We start from the raw sequence: 25,240 nt of genomic DNA, 5'->3' as shown, positions 1-25,240 counted from the left end.
GTGACTCATGTCACCCCGACCGGCAGATTATTTGACTTGAGTGGAGGTACCGTCGGCGTGCCACTGGAACACACCGAATTCAAAGCCTTTCAGGTCGCCACTCGGAGCCCAGCTCAGGGTGCCCATGACGGTATCGATCGGTGCGGCCTTGATGGCGGCGGCCACGGCAGCCGGGTCATCCTCACCCGCCTTGGCGATACCGGCAGCCAGGGTTTGCACCGCGGCATAGGTGGTCCACACGAACGGACCGGAGGAGTCCTGGCCCTTGGCCTTGAACGCGGCAACCAGCGGGGCGTTGGCCGGCACCAGGTCATATTTGTTCGGCAGGGTCACCAGCAGGCCTTCGGAGGCCGGACCGCCGATGGCGGAGATATCCTTGTTGCCGACCCCTTCCGGACCCATGAACTTGGCCTTGAGCCCCTTCTCGCCAGCCTGACGCAGGATCAGACCCAGCTCGGGGTGATAGCCGCCGTAGTAGACGAAGTCGACGTTCTCTTTCTGCAGCTTGGCGATCAGGGCGGAGAAGTCCTTGTCGCCAGCGGTGATGCCTTCAAACGCCACCACCTTGACGCCGGCCTTGTCCAGCGCCGCTTTCACGCTGGAGGCGATGCCTTCGCCGTACTGTTTCTTGTCGTGGATGACGGCCACGCGCTTGGGGTTGACCTGCTCGATGATGTACTTGGCGGCGGTCGGACCCTGGTCGCTGTCCAGGCCGATGGTACGCAGCACCAGCTGATAGCCGCGCTCGGTGATCTTGGGGTTGGTGGAGGCCGGAGTGACCATCAGCACGCCTTCATCTTCATAGATGTCGGAAGCGGGCAGGGTGTTGTCGGAGCAAAGGTGGCCGACCACGAACTTGACGCCGTCGTTGATCACCTTGTTGGCGACCGCCACGGCCTGCTTGGGATCGCAGGCGTCGTCATAGATGACGGCTTCGATCTGCTTGCCCTTGATGCCACCGGCCTTGTTGATCTGCTCGACCGCCATCTTGCCGCCGGTGAACTGCATGTCGCCGTACTGGGCGACCGGGCCGGTGACCGGACCGGCGATGCCGATCTTGATGGTGTCCGCCGCGTGGACCAGTGATACCGATCCGAACAGGGCCATAGAAACCGCTGTCCTGACTGCCATTTTGCTCAACTTATTCATCGATTCGTCCCTTAATCAGTGGATTGTTTCATTTTCCGTGTGCCATTCCGAACCGTGATCCCGCCAGTCCGGCAATAGGTATGGTTCTATCATTCCTCGCTGGGCAATAACAAGCTGTTAAAGATACTAACCAGAGAGGGTGGAATAGTGCTTTTTTGAAACAAATAACCAATATTGAAATCTGATTTAGATATTGATGCTGAAGGTGTTGATTAACATCTTCTCAACAAGGTGTGCTTTCGATAAATGATAGATGAAAAAACTGACGATATTTTACCCTGACACTGCTCCCATTTTGACCAAAATCCGTTTGCGCAAATAGAAATGAGCGCCTAGATTAGCCAGCATTGACAATTCATTGGCAGTGCTCGTTAAAACCAAGCCTTTATTCGGGAAATCTGCTAATGTTCCGCCTTTGATCTTCAGGAGACAGAGATGGCCACTATCAAGGATGTCGCCTCCCGCGCAGGCGTATCCATCTCCACCGTCTCACATGTACTCAATCACACCCGTCGGGTCAGCGAAGACGCAACCCAAAAAGTGCTTGAGGCGGTGGCAGAACTCAACTACGCGCCCAACTCGGTAGCGCGCAGCCTCAAGATAAACTCGACCAAGACCATCGGCATGCTGGTGACCACCAGTGCCAACCCCTTCTTTGCGGAAGTGGTGCAAGGGGTGGAGGCGTACTGCTTCGAGCAGGGCTACAGCCTGATCCTCTGCAACACCGAGAACCAGCCGCCCCGTCAGCAGCACTACCTGCGCATGCTGATGGAGAAGCGGGTCGACGGTCTGCTGGTGTTGGGAACCGACATCGATACCCCGCTGCGCGACATGCTGCGCATCCACAAGAACGTGCCGCAAGTGGTGCTGGACTGGGGTACCGAGTGTGACTTTGCCAACGTCATCAACGACAACGCCCGCATCGGTGCGCGCCTGGCCGTGCGCCACCTGCTGGAGCAGGGTCACCGCGACATCGTCTGCATCACGGGTCAGCTGGCCAAGCCGACCACCCAGCAGCGGCTGGACGGGGTGCGCGATGCCCTGGGCGAGCAGGGTCTGACCCTGAAAGACGAGCAGATCTTCGAAGGGGATTACGAGAGCCAGAGCGGATTCGATGCCATGCAGCGGATCCTGGCCCTCAAGCCGCGGCCGACCGCGGTGTTCGCCTTCGACGATCCCATGGCGATCGGCGCCATCTGCGCCGCCTGGGAAGTCGGGGTCAAGGTGCCGGATGACATCTCCATGATCGGTTATGACGACGTGGAGATGGCGCGCTTCTCCAGCCCGCCGCTGACCACCATCCGCCACCCCAAGGCCGAGCTCGGTCTGCTGGCGGTGCAGCAGCTGGTGAGCCGGATCCGCAACAAGGAGCTGGAGGTCGAGTCGATGACGGTCCAACCGGAGCTGATCGTCCGCCGCTCGGTCAAGTCCCTGCGCTGATCGCGCCACGGCAGCGCCATCAACAAGAAAACCCCCTCGCCAGCGAGGGGGTTTTTGTTTGGCCCGCGTTTATTGCAAGGGCGGCAAGTACTCCTTGTTGGCGGCGATCAGGTCGTCCAGGATGGCTTTGGCCACCGAGGCGCTCGGCACCGTCTTGGAGAGGGTGATCGCCTGCCACAGCTTCTGATAGGAGCGCTCGATCCACGCCTCCACCACCAGCTTCTCGACGGCCACCTGCTGGCCCATCATGCCCTGCTGGAACAGCGGAATGTTGCCCACCTGCAGTGGCTCGGGGCCGCTGCTGCCCACCAGACAGGGGATCTCGACCATGGCCTCCGGGTCGAAGTTGGGGATGGCGCCCCGGTTCGGCACGATCAGCAGCATCCGCTCCTGGGTGTTGAAGGCGATGGCGGTGGCCAGATCCACTATGTAGGAGGCGTGCTCGTCGATCTCCAGCTCGCCGGCCGCGGCGCTGCCGGCCGCCACGATGGCGCGGCAGGCGCTGAACACGTGTTTCTCGCGGTGCTCCATCACCTCGTTGGCGCGGGTGTGCTCCGGATTGGAGTGGGCCACTACATAGTCCGGGTAGAGGTAGTACTTCAGATAGGTGTTGGGCAGGGTGTCCGGATCAAGGGCCCAGACGTCCTTGGCCTTGGCGAAGGTGTCGTTCCAGCTGGCTTCGGCGTGGCCAGCCTGCTTGGGCACATAGCCGTGTTTGGCCACGTGGGCCTTGATGGCCGGCATCAGGTCGTTGCCCGCCAGATCCTCGATGCGGGTCCACCAGCCGAAGTGGTTGAGGCCGTAGTAGCGTACCCGCATCTCCTTGCGTGACGGCAGGCCGGCGATCTGGGCCATCCGTCCCTCGATGCCGATGGGCATGTCGCAGATGTTGAGGATCCTGGCGTGGGGGCGCAGGCGACGGGTTGCCTCGGCCACGATGGCGGCCGGGTTGGAGTAGTTCAGCATCCAGGCATCCGGCGAGTACTGCTCCATGTAGTCGACCAGTTCCAGCACGCCGCCGATGGAGCGCATGCCGTAGGCGATGCCGCCAGGGCCGCAGGTCTCCTGGCCGACCACGCCATGACGCAGCGGGATCTTCTCGTCCAGCTCGCGCATAGGGTACTTGCCGACCCGGATATGGGCCATCACGAAGTCTACCCCGCTGAAGGCTGCCTTGGGGTCGGTGCCATAGCTGAAGGCGATGTCCGGGGCCTGCTCCCGCAACAGGACGCGGCAGGCTTCGGCGATCACCTCCTGGCGGGCGCCATCGTTGTCGTAGAACTTGATCTCCCGCAGCGGGAAGCGGTGCTGGTTCTCCAGCAGCATGAGAACGATGCCCGGGGTAAAGGTGCTACCACCGCCGGCAATGACGACAGAGAATTTTTTCATGATCATGACTCCGTTACGAAAGAAGAGGAGGAGGGGTTGTTCATCAGGCTCTCCATGTTTTCCCTTAGCTGGGGGACATGTAGACCGATAATGATCTGGATGCTGTCACCGTGGCGGACCACGCCGTGGGCACCCAATTGTTTGAAAGCATCATCCGGTGCCGCCAGGCCCGCATCGCGTAGCGATATGCGCAGCCGGGTGGCGCAGTTGTTCAGGCTGTTGATATTTTCCGCGCCACCGAGCGCCGCCAGAATATGGCCGGCAATATCATGGCCACGCTGTTTTTTGGCAGCCTGATAATCGGCCTTGGAATACAGTTTTATTTCGCTTTCATCACGCCCAGGGGTTTTCAAATTGAATTTCAGAATGAGCGTGCGGAATATCAGGAACCAGATCCCGGTAAAGGTCAGCCCGATGGCAATCTGGGTAAACATCATGCCGGCGTGATTGTGGAACATGGGGATCCAGTTCTGTGGCAGGAACTGGTCGAGCAGACCACCGCCCATGTTGCCGACGACCCCGAACAGGTACATCACGGTCGCCATGGTGGCAGCCAGCAGGGCATGGATGGCGAACAGCAGGGGCGAGATGAAGAGGAAGGTGAACTCGAGCGGCTCGGTGATCCCCACCAGCATGGCGGTCAGGGTAGCCGGGATCAGCAGGCCGGCCACCTTGGCTTTGTTCTCCCTGGCGGCGGTGGCGTAGATGGCGAGCGCAATCCCCATGGCCCCGAAGATCTTGGAGTTGCCGTGCAGGGCGAAGCCACCCTGGGGGAACAGCTCGATCAGCGGTCGGGTGCTCTGGCTGAACTCCAGCATGTGCTGGGCCCAGTAGAGCTGGATGCCGCCTTCCACCGCGGCCGGGCCGAAGATAAAGGGGCCGTAGATGAAGTGGTGCAGGCCGGTCGGGATCAGGATCCGCTCGAGGAAGGTGTAAACCCAGACGCCGAGCGGACCGGAGACCAGCATGAACTCCTGCAGGGAGGCTATGCCCATCTGTACCTTGGGCCAGCCCAGCAGGGTCAGCCAGGCGCAGGGGATCATCACGAAGAAGGCGACGATGGTGACGAACGAGCTGCCCTGGAAGATGCCGAGAAAGACCGGCAGTTGCCGGTCGAACAACCGGTTGTGCAGGGCGGTGACGATGCCGGAGATGGCGATGGCACCTATGATGCTGGTGTCCAGGGTCTTGATGCCGGCCACCATGGCCAGCCCGCTCTCGCCACCCACCGCCTGGTTGAAGTCGACCCCGAAATAGTCGCCCCAGGTCATCCCCATGGCATTGATGAAGTAGTTCCAGGTCATGAAGCTGACCAGCACGGAGAGGCAGGCGCGGGCCTGGGCCTTGTTTGCCAGACCGATTGGCAGGCCGATGGCAAATATCAGCGGCATATTTCGAAATACCGTCCAGCCACCCTCTTCAATAATATGGACTATTTGAAAAAACAGTCCCTGAGGATTGGCCAGTGTCTCTCCCACGAACATGGGATTTTTCAGCATGATTGCAATGCCTACCACCATACCTGCGAATGGAAACAGTAATACAGGCGTAAACATTGCCCCGCCAAAACGTTGAATTTGACTGAGCATATAGCGTCCCTTTTTATTAGAGAATTGTCTGACTGCTGTTGTCGTATTGCTGAATTGAACCTAACAACAAGCGATCAGGCCCTCATGAAATATGTGGTGGTTATGTGATCCGGCGCATGCACTTATTTAGACAAAGAGATCTAAATTTTGCGATATTGTTGTACGTCTTGTTTTTGTGATGTTTTTATCGGGTTATTTGAATTTAAAATTGTTTATTTTCAGCTGGTTGAAATAAAGGCGATCAAATGGGTCGCCACCCAGGCTGGGTAAAGAGAGGTCTAGCAGTGATCTACAAATCGGTGGCGGATCGGTTACGTATCCGGGTCAACGGGGCGGATTGCCGGGTGGGGGATGTCCTGCCGAGCGAGAAAACCCTGGCGAGTCAGTTCGGGGTATCGCGGATGACGGTGCGCAAGGCGGTGGACATGCTGATCGAGTGGGGGCTGGTGGAGCGGCGCCACGGCAGCGGCACCTACGTGACCAAGAAGGACGTGCAGCACGAGACCAAGGGGCTGAGCGGTTTCACCGAGCTGATGTGTGAACAGGGCCGCAGCCTGACCAGCGAGGTGCTGGAGTTTCGCACCATGCCGGCCCCACCTGCCATCGCCAGCCAGCTCAGGATCAAGGTGAACGAGTCGGTCTACTTCTCCAACCGGGTGCGCTCGGTGGACGGCCGGGCCCTGCTGGTGGAGGAGAGCTACATGCCGGTGCGGCTGTTTCGCACCCTCTCGGTGGCCCATCTGGAGGGATCCAAGTTCGCCTACATCGAGAACGAGTGCCAGCTCCCCATCGCCGGCAACTACGAGAGCTTCAGTGCCGTGCTGGCCGACCGGCGCATGGCCGAACTGCTGCACATCGAGCAGGGGGCGCCCATCTTGCGGCTCACCTCGCTCTCCTACGGTGAGAACGGCGAGTTTCTCAACTACTCCATCATGTTCCGCAATGCCAACGACTATCACGTCGACTATCACCTGCGCCGCGCCCGCGGCTAGCCTACCCCCCATCTTGTTGCGTATACCAGCCCCCTAGCCAGCGAGGGGGTTTTTGTTTGATGGGCCCTGGATGGACGCCTCAGGCCTTGAGGCCGAGCCGCTTGGCGAGCCGGTGCAGGTTGCCGCCGTCCAGCTCCAGTGCGCGGGCGGTGGCGGCCCAGTTGCCGTCATGGGCGGCCAGGGTCTGCTCGATCAGCGCGAGCTGGAAGGCGTCGGTGGCGGCCCGCAGGCCGAGGCCGCCGGGCAAGGGGGCAACCGGCGCCATGGCGGGGCTGGTGGAGGGGGGCAGGGGGCCGGCTGCCAGGTTGAAGTGATGGCTGGCGAGGGTCGGGGCCTGGCTGCCCTGTTCGGCCCGCGCCAGCACGGCGGCGCGGTGGATGGCGTGCTCGAGTTCCCGCACGTTGCCGGGCCAGTCGTGGCGCTCGAGCAGTTGCAGCGCCTGTGGCTGGATGCGCAGCCGCTCCAGCCCCAGGCTGAGCCGGCAGCGTTCGCAAAAATAACCGGCCAGCAGGGGAATGTCGCCGGGGCGCTCGCGCAGCGCCGGGGCGTGGATCGGGAACACGCTCAGCCGGTGGTAGAGGTCGGCCCGGAACTGCCCTTCGACCACCGCCTGCTTCAGATCCCGGTTGGTGGCCGCCAGGATGCGCACGTTCACCTTGAGCGGGGTATCATCACCGATCCGCTGCAGATCGCCGTATTGCAGCACCCGCAGCAGCTTGGCCTGCAGCGGCAGGGAGAGCTCGCCGATCTCGTCGAGGAACAGGGTGCCCTGATCCGCCAGCTCGAACTTGCCCGCCCGGTTGTGGATGGCGCCGGTGAAGGCCCCCTTCACGTGGCCGAACAGCTCGCTTTCGGCCACCGACTCCGGCAGGGCGGCGCAGTTGAGGTAGACCAGGGGGGCCTTGGCACGTTGGGAACCGCGATGCACCGCCTTGGCGATCAGCTCTTTGCCGACCCCGGTCTCCCCCAGGATAAGCACGTTCAGCTCGGAGTTCGCCACCACCTCGATCTCGTGGCGCAGCCGGGCCATGGCGGGGGACTGGCCGATCATCTCCGGCTGCTCCGGGCCGGGTCGGGTGCCAGGGACCAGCGGCTCGCTGCTCTGGCGGGCGAGCCGCTCCAGCAGCAGGGCGTTGTTGAGGGCGGCGGCGGCCAGGGCGCCCACCAGCCGCAGCTCCTCGTCGCTGATGGCGTCGAACTGGGTCGGGTTCATGCCGTCTATGGTCAGCGCGCCGATCAGCGCCTGATCCGAGAACAGCGGCAGGCCGACGCAGGCGTGCACCTTGAAGTCGTCGTGATCCGGCAGCAGGCCGTCATAGGGGTCTGGCAGGCTGCTGTCGGCAGGGAAGCGCACCACGTCGCCGGCACGGGCGATGGCCTCCATGCGCGGGTGATCCTTGAGGGCGAAGCGGCGCCCCAGCACGTCCTGCATCAGGCCGTCGATAGCCAGGGGGATGAACTGGCCCCCCTCGTAGCGCAGCAGGGCCGAGGCATCCGAGTTCAGCAGGCTGCGCACGCTCTGGATCAGGCGGTGGAAGCGGTCCTGATGGGAGATGCCGAGTTGCAGGTCGAGGGCGATGCGCGCCAGGCTGTCGGTCGAGATCACGATGATTGTCCAAATGACAGTGTGTTTGTGTTTTTGACTATAAAGAGAGGGTGTCTAAATGACAATGATAGATATGTGTATCCATTAAAAACAACAAGTTACATATTGGCACGTCCTCTGCAATAGCTGGTTAAGTCGAACATACACTATTGCATTCGAGGAACTGCCTGATGAGCATTCACGTCAAGAACAACATCCACTGGGTCGGCCAACGGGACTGGGAGGTACGCGACTTCCACGGTACCGAGTACAAGACCCACAAGGGCACCAGCTACAACAGCTATCTCATCCGCGAAGGGAAGAACGTGCTGATCGATACCGTCGATCACAAGTTCAGCCGCGAGTTCGTGCAGAACCTGGCGGCCGAGATCGATCTCGCTTCCATCGATTTTGTGGTGATCAACCACGCCGAGGAGGATCACGCCGGTGCCCTGACCGAGCTGATGGCCAGCATCCCCGGCACCCCCATCTACTGCACCCACAACGCCATCGACTCCATCACCGGCCATCATCACCACCCGGAGTGGAACTTCCACCCGGTCAAGACCGGTGACAGCCTGGACATCGGCAACGGCAAGCAGCTGGTATTCATCGAGACCCCCATGCTGCACTGGCCCGACAGCATGATGACCTATATGACCGAGGACGCGGTGCTCTTCTCCAACGACGCCTTCGGCCAGCACTACTGCGACGAGCACCTGTTCAACGACGAGGTGGATCAGACCGAGCTGATGGAGCAGTGCCAGCGTTACTACGCCAACATCCTCACCCCCTTCAGCCCGCTGGTGACCGCCAAGATCAAGGAAGTTTTGGGCTTCAACCTGCCGGTGAGCATGGTGGCCACCTCCCACGGCATCGTCTGGCGTGAGGACCCCACCCAGATCATCCTGAAATACCTGGAGTGGGCCGACCACTATCAGGAAGACCGCATCACCCTCTTTTACGACTCCATGTCCAACAACACCCGCATGATGGCCGACGCCATCGCCCAGGGCATCCACGAGGTGGACCCCGGCGTAGCGGTGAAGATCTACAATGTGGCGCGCCACGACAAGAACGAGATTCTGACCCAGGTGTTCCGCTCCAAGGGGATACTGGTGGGCTCCTCCACCATGAACAACGTCATGATGCCCAAGGTGGCGGGCATGCTCGAAGAGATCACCGGTCTGCGCTTCCGTAACAAGCGTGCCTCGGCCTTCGGCAGCTACGGCTGGACCGGCGGCGCGGTGGACCGCATCCAGACCCGGTTGATGGACGCGGGTTTCGACATCAGCATCTCCCTCAAGGCCAAGTGGCGGCCCGATGGCTCGGCGCTGGCGGAATGCCGCGAACACGGTCGCCAACTCGCCCGCCAGTGGGCGCTGCACCCGCTGGACGCGCCCCGCCCGATCACCACAACCCAGGCTGCGGTGACGCCTGCCCCCCTGGTGCCCGCTGCTGAGCCGAAAGCTGCAGCGGCGGCTGCCGAATGGGATGACGACCAGGCCATGCTCTGCACCGTCTGCCAGTGGGTCTATGACCCGGCGCTGGGTGAGCCGGATCAGCTGGTGGCACCGGGCACTCCTTGGGCCCAGGTACCTGACAGCTTCCTCTGCCCGGGTTGCGGCATCGGCAAGGAGGTATTCGAACCCTGCGCGGTGGAGGCCTGTGTATGAGCACAACAACGCAGAGTGACGCCGGCATCAGCCGGGAGATAGTGGTGATCGGCAGCGGCTTCGCCGCTCAGCAGCTGGTCAAGAGCCTGCGCAAGCTGGACGCCGAGCAGCCCATCCGCCTCATCACCGCCGACAGCGGCGACGAGTACAACAAGCCCGACTTGAGCCACGTGGTGAGCCGGGGCTGCGCCGCCGCAGCCATGACCCGCCAGAGTGGCAGCGACTTTGCCGAGCAGCAGCGCATTGCGCTGCTGCCCCACTGCCCGGTGCTCGGCATCGACCCAGCCCGGCGGTTGGTGCTGACCGAGCAGGGGGAATTCCCCTACGGCCAGCTGGTGCTGGCCACCGGTGCCAGCGCGGTACGCCCCGAGCTGCCGGGCAGCGAACATCTGGTCACCCTCAACAGCCAGCAGGAGTATGCCGCCGCCGAGGGGGCAATCCAGCAGGCCCGCCGCATCCTGGTGCTGGGGGCCGGCCTCATCGGCTGCGAGCTGGCGATGGACATGGCGAGCGATGGCCGCGAGGTCACCCTGCTGGATCTGGCCGACAGCCCGCTCAGCGCCCTGCTGCCCGCCACCCTGACCCAGCCGCTGCAACAGGCGCTGCGCAGCCAGGGAGTCAGCCTGCAGTGCGGGACAGGTCTCGCCAGGATAGATGCCCAACCCGGCGATGGCTGGCGGGTGACTCTGACTGACGGGCGCGTCAGCGAGCAGGATCTGGTGATCGCCGCGATCGGCCTGCGGCCGAATCTGGCCCTGGCCCGTGGGGCCGGGCTGGCAGTGGAGCGCGGCATCCTGGTCGACGATCGGCTGCAGACCAGCGACCCCCATATCTTCGCGCTGGGGGATTGCGTGCAGTGGCAGGGCCAGCTGCTCCCCTTCCTGCAACCCATAGTGCTGGGGGCCAATGCGCTGGCGCGCACCCTGCTCGGCACGCCGACCCCGCTGACCCTGCCGCCCATGCTGGTGAAGGTGAAGACGCCGCGCTACCCGCTGCAACTGGCCGGCCGCACCAAGGGCGAGGATCTTGCCTGGCAGTGCCGCTGGAACAGCCACGGCATGGTGGCCGAGGCGCGCGACCAAGCCGGCGAGCTGTGCGGCTTCGTGGTGGGGGGCGACCAGATGAGCGCCGCCTTCCCGCTGCTGCGTCAGCTGCCCCGTTAACCCCTTTCATTGCACCGGCCGGGGTGACCCGGCCACTCGAGGAGAACCGATATGGCCATGCAACTGATTCCGTCTCACTGGGTGGTGCGCCGCTCCACCCCCTTCTTCACCCGCCAGAATGTGCCCCAGGCCCTGCTCACCCACCACAACACCGCGGCCGGGGTGTTCGGCCAGCTCTGCGTGATGGAGGGTACCGTCACCTATCACGGCTTCGCCGATGAGCAGGCCGAGGAGCCCGAGCTGAGCCTGGTGATCCGGGCCGGGGAGTTTGCCACCAGCCCGCCCCAGTACTGGCACAGAGTCGAGCTGTCGGAGGATGCCCGCTTCAACATCCACTTCTGGGCCGAGCAGGCCGAATCCGACCAGCCGCTGTTCAACAGCCGCAAGGCATAAGGTGCAACCATGGGGAGGGGCATTGGGCGCAAATGTCCCCCTCTGCCCATGCAGATCAAAATAATCAATTCAGATGTCCGTTATCCTTGCCGCCAGTTGTGGATGAGGCAGTGAGGGAAACATGAGCGTGATCGAAGCCGTGACCATGGCCGCCGGCCTGGCCTATCTGGTGCTGCTGGCGTGGCAGGCGCGATCGGGCTGGCAGTGGCGTCTTGCTCTCGGCCTGCTGCTCATGCTCTGGTTGCTGGCGGCGGACAGCCTGCTCTGGCTCGGCGTGGGACTGGTGGCCGGCGCGCTTGCTCTCTGGCACCAGCGGCGGCCGCTGCCCGCCCTCGAGGCGCTCGACAGCCAGTGGCTGCGGACGCGCACACGGCAGATGCTGCTGCTCTGCTGGGGGCTGGTGACGCTGCAGTACGGCTTGCATGTCTGGCAGCTGGGGAAGGGGATGAGCCCCTGGCTGGTGCGCCCTGACGTGGTGGACGGCTTCCTGCCCATCGCCGGCGGGCTCGGGCTGCGGGCCTGGCTCGGGCAGGGGCTGGTGGATCCCCACCATCCGGCGGCCACCGTCACTGTGTTGGTGCTCTCGCTGTCGGCCCTGCTGCTGGGGCGGGCGTTCTGCGCCTGGTTCTGCCCGCTCGGGCTGGTGGGTGAGTGGCTGCATGGCCTGCGCAGCCGATGGCTGGCGGGGGAGTGGACGCCGCCGCGCTGGCTCGATGTCGTATTGCGCGGCCAGAAGTTTCTGGTGCTCGCCTTTCTGCTGTTTATCGTGCTGATCGCGGTGCCAAGCGCCGCCCTGCCCGGCTACTTCACCAGCCCCTACCATCAGGCGGCGGACATGAAGATGGGGGCCTTCTTCTTCAACCTGACCCTGATCTCGGGTCTGTGCCTTGGCTGGGTGCTGCTGCTCACCGCCACCTTCCGGCAAGGGTTCTGCCGCTACCTCTGCCCCTATGGCGCCTGGCTGGCCCTGCTCGGCCTGCTGACCCCATTGCGCATTCGCCGTGACCCGGCCCGTTGCCTGCGCAGTGCGGGCCACGACTGCGACAAGTGCAGCCGGGCCTGCCCGTCGCGCATCCAGGTACACCAGCTCATCGCGGTGCGCAGTCTCGAGTGCACCAGCTGCCTGAGCTGCGTGGCCGCCTGCCCCAAGCGGGCCGATGCGCTTCACCTTGGCAGCAAGACGCGCAGGCTTGAGCCCCGTTGGCTGCTGGGGCTGCTCTGTCTGTTGCTGCTGGTGCTGCCGCTGCTCGCTTACGGCCTGCTGGGGATCTGGGTCAGCCAGACGCCGCTGGCAGATCGCGCCCACCTGCTGCAACTGTTGCCGCAACTCACTCATTGAGTCACAAGGAGCCAGTTGCAGGCTGTCTGCGAAGGGCCCGTTGGGCAGCCTGAACATGCACCCGCATTTGATACCTGAGGGGTAGCAGGGTAAAGTCCCTTCCCCGACATGCGGCCCTGCTGCCGTGTCGGGCCGGCAGCCCGCCTTGAGCGCACCTTGCTTCCCTTGCGAAGCAGCTAGCGCCGGGCGCCGGCACCTAGATGAGCGCGATCTACCATGACAACCGGCGTAGCACATGCAACGGTCCGCGGTCGCGATCAGATCCACAATCGTCTTTGGAGAAGTAAATGGGACAGAAACCATCGTTGGTGGGCGGGGCATGCATCATTGCCGGCGTCTGTGTAGGGGCCGGCATGCTGGGCTTGCCGAGTGCGGGGGCGGGCGCCTGGACCATCTGGTCGGTGCTGGCCATTACCCTGACCATGATCGTGATGACGCTCTCCGGCTGGATGCTGCTGGAGTCCTATCAGGGCTATCCGCTGCGCGTGTCGTTCGATACCGTGACCCGCAAACTGCTGGGGGAGAAGCTCAACGCCCTCAACAACCTCACCGTCTATTTCGTCGGCGGCATCCTGCTCTACGCCTACATCACCTCGGCCGGCCTCATCATCGACGGCATGACCGGCATCGGCAGCCAGTGGGGTTCAGTCCTGTTTACCCTGGGCTTCTCCGGCCTGGTGTGGCACTCCACCCGGGCGGTGGATCGCATCTCAGTAGTGTTGGTCATCGCCATGGGGCTGAGCTTCGTGTTCGGCATCTCTGGGCTGTCGCTCAACATCAAGCCGACCCTGCTGTTCGATACCCTGAGCGAGCATGCCAGCTATGCCCCCTATGCGCTGGCCATGCTGCCGGTGGCACTCACCTCGTTTGGTTATCACCACTCGGTGTCGTCCATGCGCGCCTACTATGGTGAGGAGCGCCGCGCCCGTTACGCCATCCTCGGCGGCACCGCCATCGCCCTGCTGTTCTACCTCATCTGGCTGGTGAGCGTGTTCGGCAACCTGCCGCGCAGCGAGTTCGGCCCGGTGGTAGCCCAGGGCGGCAACGTTGACGTGCTGCTCAAGGCGCTGGCCTCGGTGATCGAATCCGAGGCGGTTGCCAACGCCCTCAACCTCTTCTCCATGGCGGCCATCCTCTCCTCCTTCATCGGGGTGGGGCTGGGGGTGTTCGACTATCTAGCGGATCTGTTCAAGTTCGACAACAGCCGTGGCGGCCGCGCCAAGTCGTGGGCGGCCACCTTCCTGCCGCCGCTGCTGCTCTCTCTGCTGTTCCCGTTCGGCTTCCTGATGGCCATCGGCTACGCAGGCGCCGTGGCTACCCTGTGGACCTGCATCATCCCGGCCCTGCTGGCCTGGAAGGTGCGCGCCGGCAAGGGCAAGCAAGGTGACAAACAGGAGGGCTTCCGGGCACCGGGCGGCATGCCGATGATCGCCGGTGTCTTCCTGTTCGGGGTGCTGACCGCAGCATTCCACCTGCTCAACATGGCGGGCATGCTGCCCGTCTACACCGGCTGATAACCCCGGCCTGTCCCGGCAGACTGCGACAAAAAACGGCGCCTGATGGCGCCGTTTTTTTATGATGCAGCACTGGCGGTCACCTGTGGCGTTACTGCCGGTAGCGGGCGGCGGTGATGAACTGGCCGAAGGTCTCGCACCAGATGATCACGCTGTCGTAGTCGGCCGGGCTCACATCGGCAGGGAGGGGGACGATAAAGTTGTCGAAGGTCTTCACCGGCCCGATTTTCACCATCTTCTCCTTCAGGCGGGCAAAGTCGGCCTCGGTCTCGACGAAGACAGGTGACAGGTAGAGCTGGTAGTCGGGGCCCGGCGCCAGCTTGCCCATCAGGCTGATGGTGTCGGGTCCGATGCTGACCTGCCCTTCGCCCCAGTGCAGCCGGTCGCTGTCTTGCAGATCCCGGCGAAAGGTGCCGTGAAAGCTGGCCTGAGCCTGCCGGGCGGCAACCTGCTCGTTGGCGGGGGCGGGCGGGGCTATCAGGATCGGCAGGGCATAGATGCCGGCCGCAAAGCCGACGGCGCCCACCAGCAGATGGCTGGCCAGCAGCAGGGCCAGGGTTTTGCGTTGCATGGCTGTCTCGGTCGTTGATTAATTGATGGCACCACCCTACCAGCAGGCCGCCGTCATGCCCACCCCGGGATGGGGCATGACGGTGGTTGCACGGGCATCGCGTGGGCGGGGTTTACTGGATGCTGACCGACAGGGTGTGGGGCACCTGCTCGCCACGGCGGGCGGAGGCGCGCATCTGATAGACCTGGATCAGGTACTTGCCGGAGGCGGGCAGAGCGCCTTGCCACTGACCATCGCCATCGTTGCTGCCCAGCGCCTCGGCCTGACCGGGCTGAGCGCCGGGGGCGAAGACATTGAAGTTGGCGTTGCTGCTGCCGCCGATCTTGACCGTCATGGTCTGGCCCGCCTTGGCCACTAGCGTGTAATGGATGGTGTCATAGCCGGTGAAGCTGCCCTTGAGCTGGGCGCTGTGGGCCCCCTTGGCAAACTGTACCGGAACCGTGGTGACCTTGTCGGCGGCCTGCGCACCGGCGGCCATGGTGACGGCCAGCAGGGCGGCCTGGATTGCTCGTTTCATCGTTGCACCTCGTGAAGGGGCCCTGTCACCCTGGCAGAGCCGCCCCGACAAGATATGCCCAAATCGGCGGGCTGCCTATCCGGGTCAGAGATATCGTCCCGGCCGAGTTGGCATGAACAGGTGAGATACGTGGCGGGGATATCCCGTGCAGCTTTGAATCAGACGCTGTGAGCGCGATGGCAATCCGATACCCTATGGCTCGGGTTCTTCTTTTATCACGGGAATGGAACATGCTGATCATCTTCAGTGGTTTGCCGGGCAGCGGAAAAAGCACCATAGCGCGAGCGCTGGCCCAGCGGTTGGGCGCCGTCTACCTGCGCATCGATACCATAGAGCAGGCTATTCGTGCCGCTGAGCAGGAGGGTAACGAGATGGGGCCGGCCGGTTATTTCGTTGCCTATGGGTTGGCCAGAGAAAACCTGAAACTCGGCTCGATCGTCATCACGGATTCCGTTAACCCCATCCAGCTCACCCGGGATGCTTACCACGACATCGCCCTCTCGGTCGGGGTGCCCTGTCTCGATGTCGAGATGGTCTGCTCCAATCCGAAGCTGCACCGCGAGCGGGTCGAAAACCGGACGGTGGATATCGAGGGGCTGGCATTGCCGGATTGGCAGGCGGTGATCGATCGCGACTATCAACCCTGGGACAGGGAGCGTCTGGTGCTGGATAGCGCCACCCTGTCGGTCACCCAGAGCGTGGAGCAGATCATTGCCGCATTGGCACAGGAATCGTAGGTTCGATTGACGCAGCATAATCGGACGAACGAGAGGTTTTTGTTGAGGTTGTTGCCGTGCAACAGAGGCGGCCAGCCGCAGGGGAAATTTTGGCTTGCTGTCATGGCGGGAGAATCTATTTACGCGAACGTCCGATTATGCCTGACTGCTAATCGAACCTACGAGCTATTGGCGTGCTGGTGGAAGGTTCGATTTATACAGCTAGGAGGAAAAATAGTGAATTTTAATATAATAAATATGATTAATATCAATAAAGTGTTGAAAATATCAACTTGATTATCATCGAAGTCTCCAAAAAGATAATAAAAGCTGGTAAGGTTAATATGTTGATAGTTCAACACCTAATTACAAAAGCATTTTTTAAAATTTCGCATGGAGTCATTTATAATTTAAATCGGAGTTGCTTTTGTATCAACATATATTATAAATGCTTGCCAAACAAATAAATCATGAAGTGTTATAAGAAATGAAAAAATTAATTTTAATTCTCTCGTTATGTATCTCTGGCTGTATGAGTCCATATTATTGCAGTAAGGAAAAATATGCTGCAGAAAAGGTGAAATATAACTATTTGAAGTGTGGTGGGGCTGTGAGTGCAGATGTTGTTCTGGGTACTCTAGCAATAGTTGGTGTAGTTGCAGCTGCGCAGGGAGGAGGGGGAAGTAGTTCCAACAGCTATGAGGGTAATTGTGCTTGTCCGGCAGACTTGGATGCTCAGGGTAACCGTTGTGGCTTAAGAAGTGCGTATAGTAGAGAAGGTGGGGCATCACCTAGTTGTATCGGACGCTTGTAATGAACATGAAATTTATATTTACTATATATATCATGGCCTTGTTTGGCTGTGCAAAGCCAGAGCCAGCAACATTTTCAAATTATTATGTTAATAATGCAGGCGATGCCTCATTATTAATGACACTCGAGTGTTCTGACTACATAAATGCGGTTAACTGCAAGAAAAGGCAAGATGAAATATTACCTTTGGTAATGCTGTCACTTCAAAAAGTTTCAGAGAAAAATAAATCTAAGGCATCTTGTATTTTCAATGAGCTAACATCATCTAAAAACATTGAAAATAGATTCTATGATTACGTTCATTCAAATAAACTAACTGAAGATGGTACTGTTTACGCACTTCTTTTGTGGTTTGACGAACTATCTTGCAATTAAATAGAGTCTAATCTGATAGAATAGAATGAATTAATGGGGCTGCGGTTGTTATTTTTTTGAATTTTTACCTATTTTACCAGCAATAGGATAGGTTGAATTTACAGGGTGAATTTGATACATCCTTTTTCAAACTATGAAGAATGCTTTATAAAAAAACGGCGCCTTTCGGCGCCGTTTTTTATATCACTTACTCAACCAAGATCACTGCAGCAGGGAGATATCCGCCACTTGCAGGAACAGGTTGCGCAGGTTGTTCAGCAGTGCCAGACGGTTGGCCTTGAGGGCCTCGTCTTCTGCCATCACCATCACTTCGTTGAAGAAGGTGTCGACCGGCTCGCGCAGGGCGGCCAGACGGGTGAGGGCAGCCTGATAGTCACCAGCGGCGAACAGCGGGGCCAGTTCGGCTTGCAGTTCGGTAACCTGGGTGGCCAGCGCCTTCTCGGCGGCATCGACCAGCAGTTCCGGTTTGACGGCAGTCGGCAGTTCGCCTTCAACCTTGGCCAGAATGTTGCTCACGCGCTTGTTGGCGGCAGCCAGTGCCAGTGCGGCATCCAGCGTGCGGAAGTGGCTGACGGCCTTGACGCGACGATCGAAGTCAAGCGGACGGGTCGGGCGGCGGGCCAGTACGGCCAGCACCACGTCGGCACCGATGCCTTCGTCCTGATAGGCGGCGCGGAAGCGGCCCAGCATAAAGTCGACCACGTCGGTGACGACGGTTTTGTTGGTCAGCTTGTCGCCGTAGACGCGTACCGCTTCTTCAACCAGTTCAACCAGATCCAAGTCCAGCTGCTTCTCGGTCATGATGCGCAGGGCGCCGATGGCGGCGCGACGCAGGGCGAACGGGTCCTTGTCACCCTTCGGCAGCATGCCGATGCCGAAGATACCGGCCAGGGTGTCGAACTTGTCGGCCAGCGCGACGGCGCAGGCAACCAGACCGGACGGCAGGGCATCGCCGGCAAAGCGCGGCATGTACTGCTCGTTGAGGGCCACGGCAACTGCTTCGTCTTCGCCATCGTGACGGGCGTAGTGCATCCCCATGACACCCTGGGTGTCGGTGAACTCGCCGACCATGTTGGTCATCAGATCACACTTGGAGAGCAGACCGGCACGCTTGGCCTGAGCCACGTCGGCACCGATACGCTCGGCGATAAAGCCGGCAACGGTCTCGATGCGCTCGACCTTGGCCTTGACGGTGCCCAGCTGTTGCTGGAACAGCACGGTTTCAAGGCGCGGCAGGCGGGAGGCCAGGGTCTGCTTGAGGTCGGTCTTGAAGAAGAACTCGGCGTCAGAGAGGCGGGGGCGAACCACCTTCTCGTTGCCGCTGATGATCTGGCTCGGGTCTTTGGACTCGATGTTGGTGACGAAGATGAACTTCGGCAGCAGCTTGCCGTTCTTGTCGTAGACCGGGAAGTACTTCTGGTCACCTTTCATGGTGTGCACCAGCGCCTCGGCCGGAACGGCCAGGAACTTCTCTTCGAAGTTGGCGGTCAGCACCACCGGCCACTCGACCAGTGCGGTCACTTCTTCCAGCAGGGCGTCGTCCAGATCGGCAACGCCACCGAAGGCGGCAGCGGCCGCTTCGGCGTCAGCCTTGATCTTGGCCTTGCGCGCCATGAAATCGGCAATCACCATGCCGCGCTCCTGCAGGATCTGCGGGTACTGGCTGGCGTTGTCGATGGTGAATTCGCTCTCGCCCATAAAGCGGTGACCGCGAATAGTGCGGGCGGAGTCGATACCCAGAATGTGAGCGGGCACCAGCTCCCCATCCAGCAGCAGGGTCACGGTGAACACCGGACGCACGAACTGGATGGTCTTGTCGCCCCAACGCATCATTTTCGGGATGGGCAGCTTGGCCAGTGCGGAGGCAACCAGTTCGCCCAGCAATTCTTTGGCCGGACGGCCTTCGACCTTGGCGGTGTGAACCAGCCACTCGCCCTTGTCGGTGACCAGACGCTCGGCCTGTTCAACGGTGATGCCGTTGCCACGGGCCCAGCCTTCGGCAGCCTTGGTCGGCTTGCCTTCGGCATCGAACGCCTGAGACACGGCCGGGCCGCGCTTCTCGACGCTCTTGCTCGGCTGTTCGCCAGCCAGTTCGCTCACCTTCAGCGCCAGACGGCGCGGTGAGGCAAACCACTCGACGTCGCCGAAGGCCAGATCGGCCTTGGTCAGTTCGCTTTTGAGGTTGTCGGCAAAGGCTTCGGCCAGGGAGCGCAGGGCTTTGGGCGGCAGCTCAGCAGTACCGATCTCTACCAGAAATGTATGTTGTGCCATGTCCGTTCCTTAACCTTGCTTGTTCTCACTGCGCTGACACATAGGGAAGCCCAGCGCTTCGCGGGAGGCGTAGTATGCCTCTGCCACGGCCTTGGTCAGGGTGCGAATGCGCAGGATGTAGCGCTGACGCTCGGTGACCGAGATGGCCTTGCGGGCATCCAGCAGGTTGAAGGAGTGAGCGGCTTTGAGGATGCGCTCGTAGGCAGGCAGCGGCAGCGGTTTTTCCAGTGCCAGCAGGTGCTGGGCTTCCTTCTCGTACTGCTCGAAGCAGTGGAACAGGAACTCTACATCGGCGTGTTCGAAGTTGTAGGTGGATTGCTCCACTTCGTTCTGGTGGAACACGTCGCCGTAGGTGGTCTTGCCCAGCGGGCCGTCAGACCAGACCAGATCGTAGACGCTGTCTACGCCCTGAATGTACATGGCCAGACGCTCGAGACCGTAGGTGATCTCGCCGGTGACCGGCTTGCACTCGAGGCCGCCAACCTGCTGGAAGTAGGTGAACTGGGTTACTTCCATGCCGTTCAGCCACACTTCCCAACCCAGACCCCAGGCACCCAGTGTCGGGTTTTCCCAGTTGTCTTCCACGAAGCGGATGTCATGGATTTCAGGATCCATGCCCAGCTCTTTCAGGGAGCCCAGATAGAGTTCCTGAATGTTGTCGGGGGAAGGCTTGATGATCACCTGGAACTGGTAGTAGTGCTGCAGGCGGTTCGGGTTTTCACCGTAGCGGCCGTCGGTCGGACGGCGGGACGGTTGCACGTAAGCGCAGGCGATGGGCTCCGGGCCCAGGGCACGCAGACAGGTCATGGGGTGGGAAGTACCGGCACCCACTTCCATATCCAGCGGCTGAATGATGGTACAGCCCTGGCGGGACCAATAGTCCTGCAGCTGCAGGATCAGGCCCTGAAAGGTTTTGACATCGAATTTTTGCATAATTTTTTTCGCGCGAAGTGAAAATCAGAGCAAGATTTGCTGAATGTGAACCGAGGGAGTATACCGTCTGGCATGGTCGGATAATAGGCGAAATTGCAGCGGATTCACGGGATGGCACTGCGCCGGGCCTGGGCGGGAGGGGTTGTCGGCACTCCCACGCCCGGGTTGGCATCGACCTCGGGGATTGGATGAAATGACAGGAGAGAGGGAATGGAGTTGCGTTGCGCCTGGGTGACCAAGGACCCGGAATACATCGAATACCATGACAAACAGTGGGGAAGGCCGGTCCATGATTCGCGCGAGCTGTTTGCCAAGCTCTGCCTCGACGGCCAGCAGGCGGGGCTGTCGTGGATCACCATACTGAAACGCACCGAGAGCTACCATCGCGCCTATGCGGATTTTGATCCGGTGCGCATCGCGCAGTTCGACGAGCAGGATGTGGCGCGGCTGATGCAGGACAGCGGCATCATCCGCAACCGGCTCAAGGTGCAGTCGATCATCAAAAATGCCCGGGCCTATCTGGCGCTGGAGGCCGAAGGCGTCGACTTTGTCGATTATCTGTGGGGCTTCGTGGGCGGCGCCCCCATCGTCAACCAGCGCCAGGGCAACGGCGACATTCCGGCGACCTCAGCGGAGTCGGATGCCATGTCCAAGGCGCTCAAGAAACGCGGCTTCACCTTCGTCGGCAGCACCATCTGCTACGCCTTCATGCAGGCGGTGGGGATGGTGAACGATCATCTGGTGACCTGCCCCTGTCACGCCGAGTGCCAGCAGGGGCCTGCGCGCCAATAAACCGGGCGCAAGGTAAAAGAGAAGGGAGGCTGATGCCTCCCTTTTGCATCTTGAGCCCAGAATTATCCGGGCTGAAGGGTATGAGTCAGCGCCTCGCACACCTCATCGCTGCTCATCAGCTGGACGAAGGGGCCGGCCAGGGTGGCGTTGTGGTGAGCGATGATCTGGGTTGCGGCAAGTGTCTGGGTATCCATGCAGGTGTGGGCATCGCTGACCAGTACCACGGAATAACCGAGATCCGCTGCCGCCCGGCAGGTGGTATCTATGCAGTACTGGGTTTTCATGCCGGTGACGAGCAGGGTCTGTACCCCGCGCTGCTTCAGCCAGCTATCGAGGGCTGTGCCGTGAAAGGCACTTGGTCGCTGTTTGTCGAACACGAGGTCGGCTGCGGTCACGGCCAGCTCGGGCACCAGTTGCCAGAGGGGGCTGCCCGCAGCGATGGGGCTACCGGTCGGGCCTGTGTGGCGTACCGCCAGTACGGGGATGCCGGCACTATGGGCGGCATCGGCAAGCCGGTTGATGTTGGCCAGTAGCTGTGGGCCGGCATGGGGCGCCTCCGGGCCATGCAGCAGGCCGACCTGCATGTCGATGATGAGCAGGGCGGAATGGGCGAGTGAAGACATGGGCTGGCTCCGTTGTGGGGGAGCCTCACTCTGGCGGTAATGTCACCGGGTCGGCAACCCGCATCTGGGGGGCGTGGGCCGATGTGTTGTTCGCGCTGACCGTGAAACGTCAGCGAGGTTCGGGGCGCATACCTCTGCCCGAGCGGCAGCCATGCGTGGCAGATGGGGGGATCTGCATCGACAGCGTCACACCTTGGCACAGCTCTGGGGTAGAATGCGCCCTCTTTGGATTTGAGTCGGTTTTTTAGAGGTTTTTCATGCATTTCAAGACACTTGTTCCCGCCGTTGCCCTGCTCGTAGCCCTGACCGGCTGTACCACCAACCCCTACACTGGTGAATCCCAGACCTCCAAGGGCGCCTGGGGCGCGCTGGCTGGCGCGGCCACTGGCGCCGCCGTGGGCGCGCTCTCCTCCAGCAAGGGTGACCGCAAGAAAGGGATCCTGACCGGCGTGGCCGCCGGCGCCGCGCTGGGCGGTGGTATCGGCTACTACATGGATGTGCAGGAAGCCAAGCTGCGCGAGAAGCTGCAGGGCACCGGTGTCAGCGTGACCCGCAACGGTGACCAGCTGATCCTCAACATGCCGAACAACGTCACCTTCGACAGCTCCAGCGCCCAGCTGAAAGCGGCCGGTGCCAACACCCTGTCCGGTGTGGCCATGGTGGTCGGTGAGTTCGACAAGACCCGCCTGAACGTGGTCGGTCACACCGACAGCACCGGCTCCCGCGAACTGAACATGAAGCTCTCCGCCCAGCGCGCCGATGCCGTCGCCGCCCAGTTGATCGGCCAGGGTGTGACTGGCAGCCGGATCTCCACCAGCGGCGTGGGCCCGGATCAGCCGGTTGCCACCAACAGCACCGCCGAAGGCAAGGCCCAGAACCGTCGGGTGACCATCACCCTGACCCCGACCGCCTAAGCAGTCCGGTTTGCAGCCATGAAAAAGGCCCCGCCAGCGATGGCGGGGCCTTTTGTTATTCGGCGTTGCGGGCTTTAGACGGCGGCAGTCAGCTGCACTTCGACCTTGTAGCCTTCGTGGGCCAGGCGGGCCTGTACGCAGGCGCGGACAGGGGGCTGTGTCGGCATCAGGGGAGCCAGGCATCCCGTTTTGCTTAGACGGCTGCGGTGAGCTGAACTTCGACCTTGTAGCCTTCGTGGGCCAGACGGGCCTGCACGCAGGCGCGGACCGGCGCGGTGCCAGCCGGGATCCAGGCATCCCACTGCTCGTTGAAGGCCGCGATGTCTGCGATGTCCTTGAGGTAGATGTTGGCCATCAGGATCTTGTCGACGCCGGAGCCGTTGGCTGCCAGCAGGCGCTGCAGGCTTTCCAGCACTTCACGGGTCTGCTGGTGAATATCGGCGGTATCGGTGGCGGGTACTTCCACCACGTAGAGGGTGCCGTTGTGAATGACCACGTCAGACCAACGCTGGGTGGTGCCGATTCGGGTAATGGCTGGCATGGATTGCTCCGGTGTTGGGGCTCACTGACCCTTGCGGATCAGATAGCGGTAAGGGGCCTGCTCTGTCTCGCTGGCGACCAGGGTGTGATCCATGAAGCGGCAGAAACTGGGGATGTCGCGGGTGGTTGAGGGGTCGTCGGCACTGACCAGCAGGGTCTCCCCGTCAGCCATCAACCGCACTTTTTTACGAACCATCATCACTGGCTCGGGGCAACGAAGCCCGATTGCGTCCAACTCGTGAGTTGCGTCGTAGAATAAAGCACTCATCAATAATCAACCTTCAACCAAATCAGCTGCCAATGATACTCACGGCGAAAAAATAATCAAACCACTCCGGCAACTGGCAGCATATGTAACCAAAGTGTTATCTGGGCCTACCCACTCCCCGCCGTATGAGTAATATAAAAATTGAACCATATTCAACAAGGAGGTGTGAATATGCAGGTCTCCTACGGCAGATTACAAGCCTACGCAGGCATGGGGTTCTTGTCTTTCGCCATGATAGTGATGGGCAGCCCGATCGGTAACACCGGCACCTGGTTCGGTTCCATGGTGATGATCGGACTGGGGCTCTGGATCGAGCTCAGCGATTACTACGACGAGGATGAGGACGAAAACGATCAATCCTGACCCCAATATTTTCACAACGACAAAGGCGGATATCTCATCCGCCTTTGTCGTTTCTGGCCGCAGCGAAAAGCGTCAGCGGGTCGAGCGCATGGCCCGCTCCAGATGCAGTGCAGTCTGCTGCGGGTTGGCTCTGGGGTCGTTGAAGAAGTTGCTCAGCACATCCATGATCGCCTGGCGCATGTTGGTCGGCGTCGCCATCCCCTCCGCCATGCTGGGCAGCAGGTTGCCCTCCCGCTCCGCCAGCAGAAAATCCTGATAGGAGCGGATGGCGCAGCGGTCGAACTTGCTCATGTCCGGCTTGGTCAGTGCCGGGATCGAGCCCTTCACCCGGTTGAACTCTTGCTGGAATTTCGGCGTCATCAGCAGCTGGGCCAGCTCGCCCTGGGCCTGCAGCTGGGCGGGATCCCGCTGCTTGAACATGGCGATGGAGTCGAGGTTGTAGCTGAACAGGTTGGCACTGCCGGGGCTCGGCAGGCACTCGATATCCTCGCCGGGCCGGTAGTTGCCGGCGCTCAGTTCGCCCTTCACCCAGTCCCCCATTATCTGCATGGCGGCGCCACCGCTCTCCAGCAGGTTGGTGGCCTGGTGCCATTTCAGGCCGGCGTATTTCTCCGGTACATAGCCGCGCAGCTGCTGAAAGCGGGTCAGCACCCGCACCATGTCGGGGCCGGTCAGGGTGGTGCTGTCCTGTTCCACGAAGGCTTTGCGATAGAACGCCTTGCCGCCCTCGCCGAGTGCCACCGTCTCGAACAGTACCGCCAGCTGCCAGGGCTCGTTGCCGATGGCGAGCGGGGTGATCCCTTGCTGCTTGAGCCGATCGGCCACGGTCACGAACTGGGCCCAGCTGGTGGGCGGAGTCAGCTTGTTGCGCTCGAAGATCTTGCGGTTGAGCCACAGCCAGTTGACCCGATGGATCCCGGTCGGTACCGCCATCAGGGCGCCGTTCTGGCTGAGGGTCTCTCGCACCATGGGCGGCAACTGGGGATACCAGCCGAGGTGTTCGGCCATGGGGGTGAGATCGCGCAGGAAGCCGAGCCCGGCCCACTCCCGCAGCTCGAACCCCTTGAGGTGGGCCGCCTCCGGCGGATTGGCCGCCAGTGCCCGGCTTTTCAGCACCGTCATGGCGCTCTTGCCGCCACCCCCCTGTACAGCGAAGTCGTTCCACTGGTTGCCCTGCTCGGTCCACTCGGACTTGAGCACCTCCACCGCCCTGGCCTCGCCGCCGGAGGTCCACCAGTGCAGTACCTCCACCTGAGAGGCGGCAACGGGCGCAGAGAGTAGGACGATGACAGAAAAAGACAACCACTTCATAAGG

The 25,240-nt window shown here is 61.3% G+C and carries 25 protein-coding genes; 12 read left to right on the top strand and 13 right to left on the bottom strand.

Translation table 11 applies throughout. The features are described 5' to 3' along the window. Positions 1-27: 27 nt before the first annotated feature. Positions 28-1,149: a branched-chain amino acid ABC transporter substrate-binding protein gene (locus PG881_RS19445; protein ID WP_270802241.1), complete on the bottom strand. Its 1,122-nt coding sequence runs from the start codon at positions 1,147-1,149 to the stop codon at positions 28-30. Between the two features lie 435 nt (positions 1,150-1,584). Between PG881_RS19445 and PG881_RS19440 the strand changes: the two genes are divergently transcribed. Further along, the gene (locus tag PG881_RS19440) at positions 1,585-2,589 is read left to right on the top strand and encodes a substrate-binding domain-containing protein (RefSeq protein WP_270802239.1); all 1,005 of its coding nucleotides are present in this window, start codon (positions 1,585-1,587) and stop codon (positions 2,587-2,589) included. Between the two features lie 69 nt (positions 2,590-2,658). Here PG881_RS19440 and PG881_RS19435 read toward each other — a convergent pair whose 3' ends face one another. Together PG881_RS19435 and PG881_RS19430 are read right to left on the bottom strand one after the other, a co-directional pair. Then, a complete protein-coding gene (locus PG881_RS19435) occupies positions 2,659-3,978 on the bottom strand; it encodes a 6-phospho-alpha-glucosidase (RefSeq protein WP_270802236.1) in 1,320 nt (439 codons plus the stop codon). A 2-nt stretch (positions 3,979-3,980) separates the two neighbouring features. After that, positions 3,981-5,567, bottom strand: coding sequence for an alpha-glucoside-specific PTS transporter subunit IIBC (locus PG881_RS19430; protein ID WP_171279929.1), 1,587 nt, complete (start codon positions 5,565-5,567; stop codon positions 3,981-3,983). A gap of 284 nt (positions 5,568-5,851) precedes the next feature. On the opposite strand from PG881_RS19430, the gene PG881_RS19425 reads away from it, so the two are divergent. Beyond that, positions 5,852-6,559 (top strand): GntR family transcriptional regulator, encoded by a 708-nt coding sequence (locus PG881_RS19425; protein ID WP_270802233.1) that lies wholly within the window; start codon positions 5,852-5,854, stop codon positions 6,557-6,559. A gap of 79 nt (positions 6,560-6,638) precedes the next feature. Here the strand turns inward: PG881_RS19425 and norR are convergent, their stop codons facing one another. After that, positions 6,639-8,165, bottom strand: a complete 1,527-nt coding sequence (norR, locus tag PG881_RS19420) for a nitric oxide reductase transcriptional regulator NorR (protein WP_073348576.1) — start codon at positions 8,163-8,165, stop codon at positions 6,639-6,641. Positions 8,166-8,335: 170 nt separating this feature from the next. Here norR and norV point away from each other — a divergent pair, with 170 nt between their 5' ends. The 5 genes from norV to PG881_RS19395 all read left to right on the top strand — a co-directional run bounded on the left by norV (position 8,336) and on the right by PG881_RS19395 (position 14,229). Beyond that, entirely contained in the window at positions 8,336-9,820 is a 1,485-nt protein-coding gene (gene norV, locus PG881_RS19415) for an anaerobic nitric oxide reductase flavorubredoxin (protein WP_270802231.1), read from the top strand. Further along, a complete protein-coding gene (norW, locus tag PG881_RS19410) occupies positions 9,817-10,983 on the top strand; it encodes an NADH:flavorubredoxin reductase NorW (protein WP_270802229.1) in 1,167 nt (388 codons plus the stop codon). The genes norV and norW overlap by 4 nt, the downstream gene beginning before the upstream one ends. A gap of 51 nt (positions 10,984-11,034) precedes the next feature. Further along, positions 11,035-11,376 (top strand): DUF1971 domain-containing protein, encoded by a 342-nt coding sequence (locus PG881_RS19405; RefSeq protein ID WP_016348974.1) that lies wholly within the window; start codon positions 11,035-11,037, stop codon positions 11,374-11,376. A gap of 121 nt (positions 11,377-11,497) precedes the next feature. Continuing rightward, positions 11,498-12,715: a 4Fe-4S binding protein gene (locus PG881_RS19400; protein ID WP_252376179.1), complete on the top strand. Its 1,218-nt coding sequence runs from the start codon at positions 11,498-11,500 to the stop codon at positions 12,713-12,715. A gap of 287 nt (positions 12,716-13,002) precedes the next feature. Continuing rightward, on the top strand, positions 13,003-14,229 hold the full coding sequence (locus PG881_RS19395) for an aromatic amino acid transporter (RefSeq protein ID WP_270802224.1): 1,227 nt from the start codon (positions 13,003-13,005) through the stop codon (positions 14,227-14,229). Positions 14,230-14,320: 91 nt separating this feature from the next. Here the strand turns inward: PG881_RS19395 and PG881_RS19390 are convergent, their stop codons facing one another. Further along, complete coding sequence (locus PG881_RS19390; RefSeq protein WP_270802222.1) at positions 14,321-14,800, bottom strand: DM13 domain-containing protein; 480 nt, start codon at positions 14,798-14,800, stop codon at positions 14,321-14,323. A gap of 112 nt (positions 14,801-14,912) precedes the next feature. Further along, positions 14,913-15,317 (bottom strand): g-type lysozyme inhibitor, encoded by a 405-nt coding sequence (locus PG881_RS19385; RefSeq protein WP_270802220.1) that lies wholly within the window; start codon positions 15,315-15,317, stop codon positions 14,913-14,915. A 230-nt stretch (positions 15,318-15,547) separates the two neighbouring features. Between PG881_RS19385 and PG881_RS19380 the strand changes: the two genes are divergently transcribed. Further along, positions 15,548-16,054: an AAA family ATPase gene (locus tag PG881_RS19380; protein WP_270802218.1), complete on the top strand. Its 507-nt coding sequence runs from the start codon at positions 15,548-15,550 to the stop codon at positions 16,052-16,054. 792 nt (positions 16,055-16,846) lie between these two features. Then, the gene (locus PG881_RS19375; protein ID WP_270802216.1) at positions 16,847-17,221 is read left to right on the top strand and encodes a hypothetical protein; all 375 of its coding nucleotides are present in this window, start codon (positions 16,847-16,849) and stop codon (positions 17,219-17,221) included. 201 nt (positions 17,222-17,422) lie between these two features. Here PG881_RS19375 and glyS read toward each other — a convergent pair whose 3' ends face one another. Beyond that, entirely contained in the window at positions 17,423-19,492 is a 2,070-nt protein-coding gene (gene glyS / locus PG881_RS19370; protein ID WP_270802214.1) for a glycine--tRNA ligase subunit beta, read from the bottom strand. Positions 19,493-19,501: 9 nt separating this feature from the next. Then, entirely contained in the window at positions 19,502-20,425 is a 924-nt protein-coding gene (gene glyQ, locus PG881_RS19365; RefSeq protein ID WP_016348984.1) for a glycine--tRNA ligase subunit alpha, read from the bottom strand. Positions 20,426-20,635: 210 nt separating this feature from the next. Here glyQ and PG881_RS19360 point away from each other — a divergent pair, with 210 nt between their 5' ends. Beyond that, entirely contained in the window at positions 20,636-21,217 is a 582-nt protein-coding gene (locus PG881_RS19360) for a DNA-3-methyladenine glycosylase I (RefSeq protein ID WP_270802213.1), read from the top strand. A gap of 62 nt (positions 21,218-21,279) precedes the next feature. Here the strand turns inward: PG881_RS19360 and PG881_RS19355 are convergent, their stop codons facing one another. Then, a complete protein-coding gene (locus tag PG881_RS19355) occupies positions 21,280-21,840 on the bottom strand; it encodes a cysteine hydrolase family protein (RefSeq protein WP_270802211.1) in 561 nt (186 codons plus the stop codon). Positions 21,841-22,097: 257 nt separating this feature from the next. Between PG881_RS19355 and PG881_RS19350 the strand changes: the two genes are divergently transcribed. Beyond that, the gene (locus PG881_RS19350; RefSeq protein ID WP_011704158.1) at positions 22,098-22,754 is read left to right on the top strand and encodes an OmpA family lipoprotein; all 657 of its coding nucleotides are present in this window, start codon (positions 22,098-22,100) and stop codon (positions 22,752-22,754) included. A 74-nt stretch (positions 22,755-22,828) separates the two neighbouring features. On the opposite strand, the gene PG881_RS19345 is transcribed toward PG881_RS19350, so the two are convergent. Genes PG881_RS19345 through tusA form a run of 3 tightly spaced genes read right to left on the bottom strand, consistent with a single transcriptional unit; the run spans position 22,829 to position 23,562 of the window. Then, positions 22,829-22,921, bottom strand: coding sequence for an endoribonuclease L-PSP (locus PG881_RS19345; protein ID WP_270802273.1), 93 nt, complete (start codon positions 22,919-22,921; stop codon positions 22,829-22,831). Positions 22,922-22,947: 26 nt separating this feature from the next. Further along, the gene (locus PG881_RS19340; RefSeq protein WP_270802209.1) at positions 22,948-23,295 is read right to left on the bottom strand and encodes a RidA family protein; all 348 of its coding nucleotides are present in this window, start codon (positions 23,293-23,295) and stop codon (positions 22,948-22,950) included. A 21-nt stretch (positions 23,296-23,316) separates the two neighbouring features. After that, complete coding sequence (tusA, locus tag PG881_RS19335; RefSeq protein WP_270802207.1) at positions 23,317-23,562, bottom strand: sulfurtransferase TusA; 246 nt, start codon at positions 23,560-23,562, stop codon at positions 23,317-23,319. A gap of 171 nt (positions 23,563-23,733) precedes the next feature. Here tusA and PG881_RS19330 point away from each other — a divergent pair, with 171 nt between their 5' ends. Further along, on the top strand, positions 23,734-23,925 hold the full coding sequence (locus tag PG881_RS19330; protein ID WP_005307420.1) for a hypothetical protein: 192 nt from the start codon (positions 23,734-23,736) through the stop codon (positions 23,923-23,925). 72 nt (positions 23,926-23,997) lie between these two features. Here the strand turns inward: PG881_RS19330 and PG881_RS19325 are convergent, their stop codons facing one another. After that, complete coding sequence (locus tag PG881_RS19325) at positions 23,998-25,236, bottom strand: ABC transporter substrate-binding protein (protein WP_270802205.1); 1,239 nt, start codon at positions 25,234-25,236, stop codon at positions 23,998-24,000. Positions 25,237-25,240 lie beyond the last annotated feature (4 nt).

The sequence above is a fragment of the Aeromonas sp. QDB54 genome, from assembly GCF_027707385.1.
Lineage (GTDB): Bacteria > Pseudomonadota > Gammaproteobacteria > Enterobacterales > Aeromonadaceae > Aeromonas > Aeromonas hydrophila.
The sequence above is the reverse complement of the archived record's forward strand: the minus strand, read 5'-3'. Positions and strand labels throughout refer to the sequence as shown.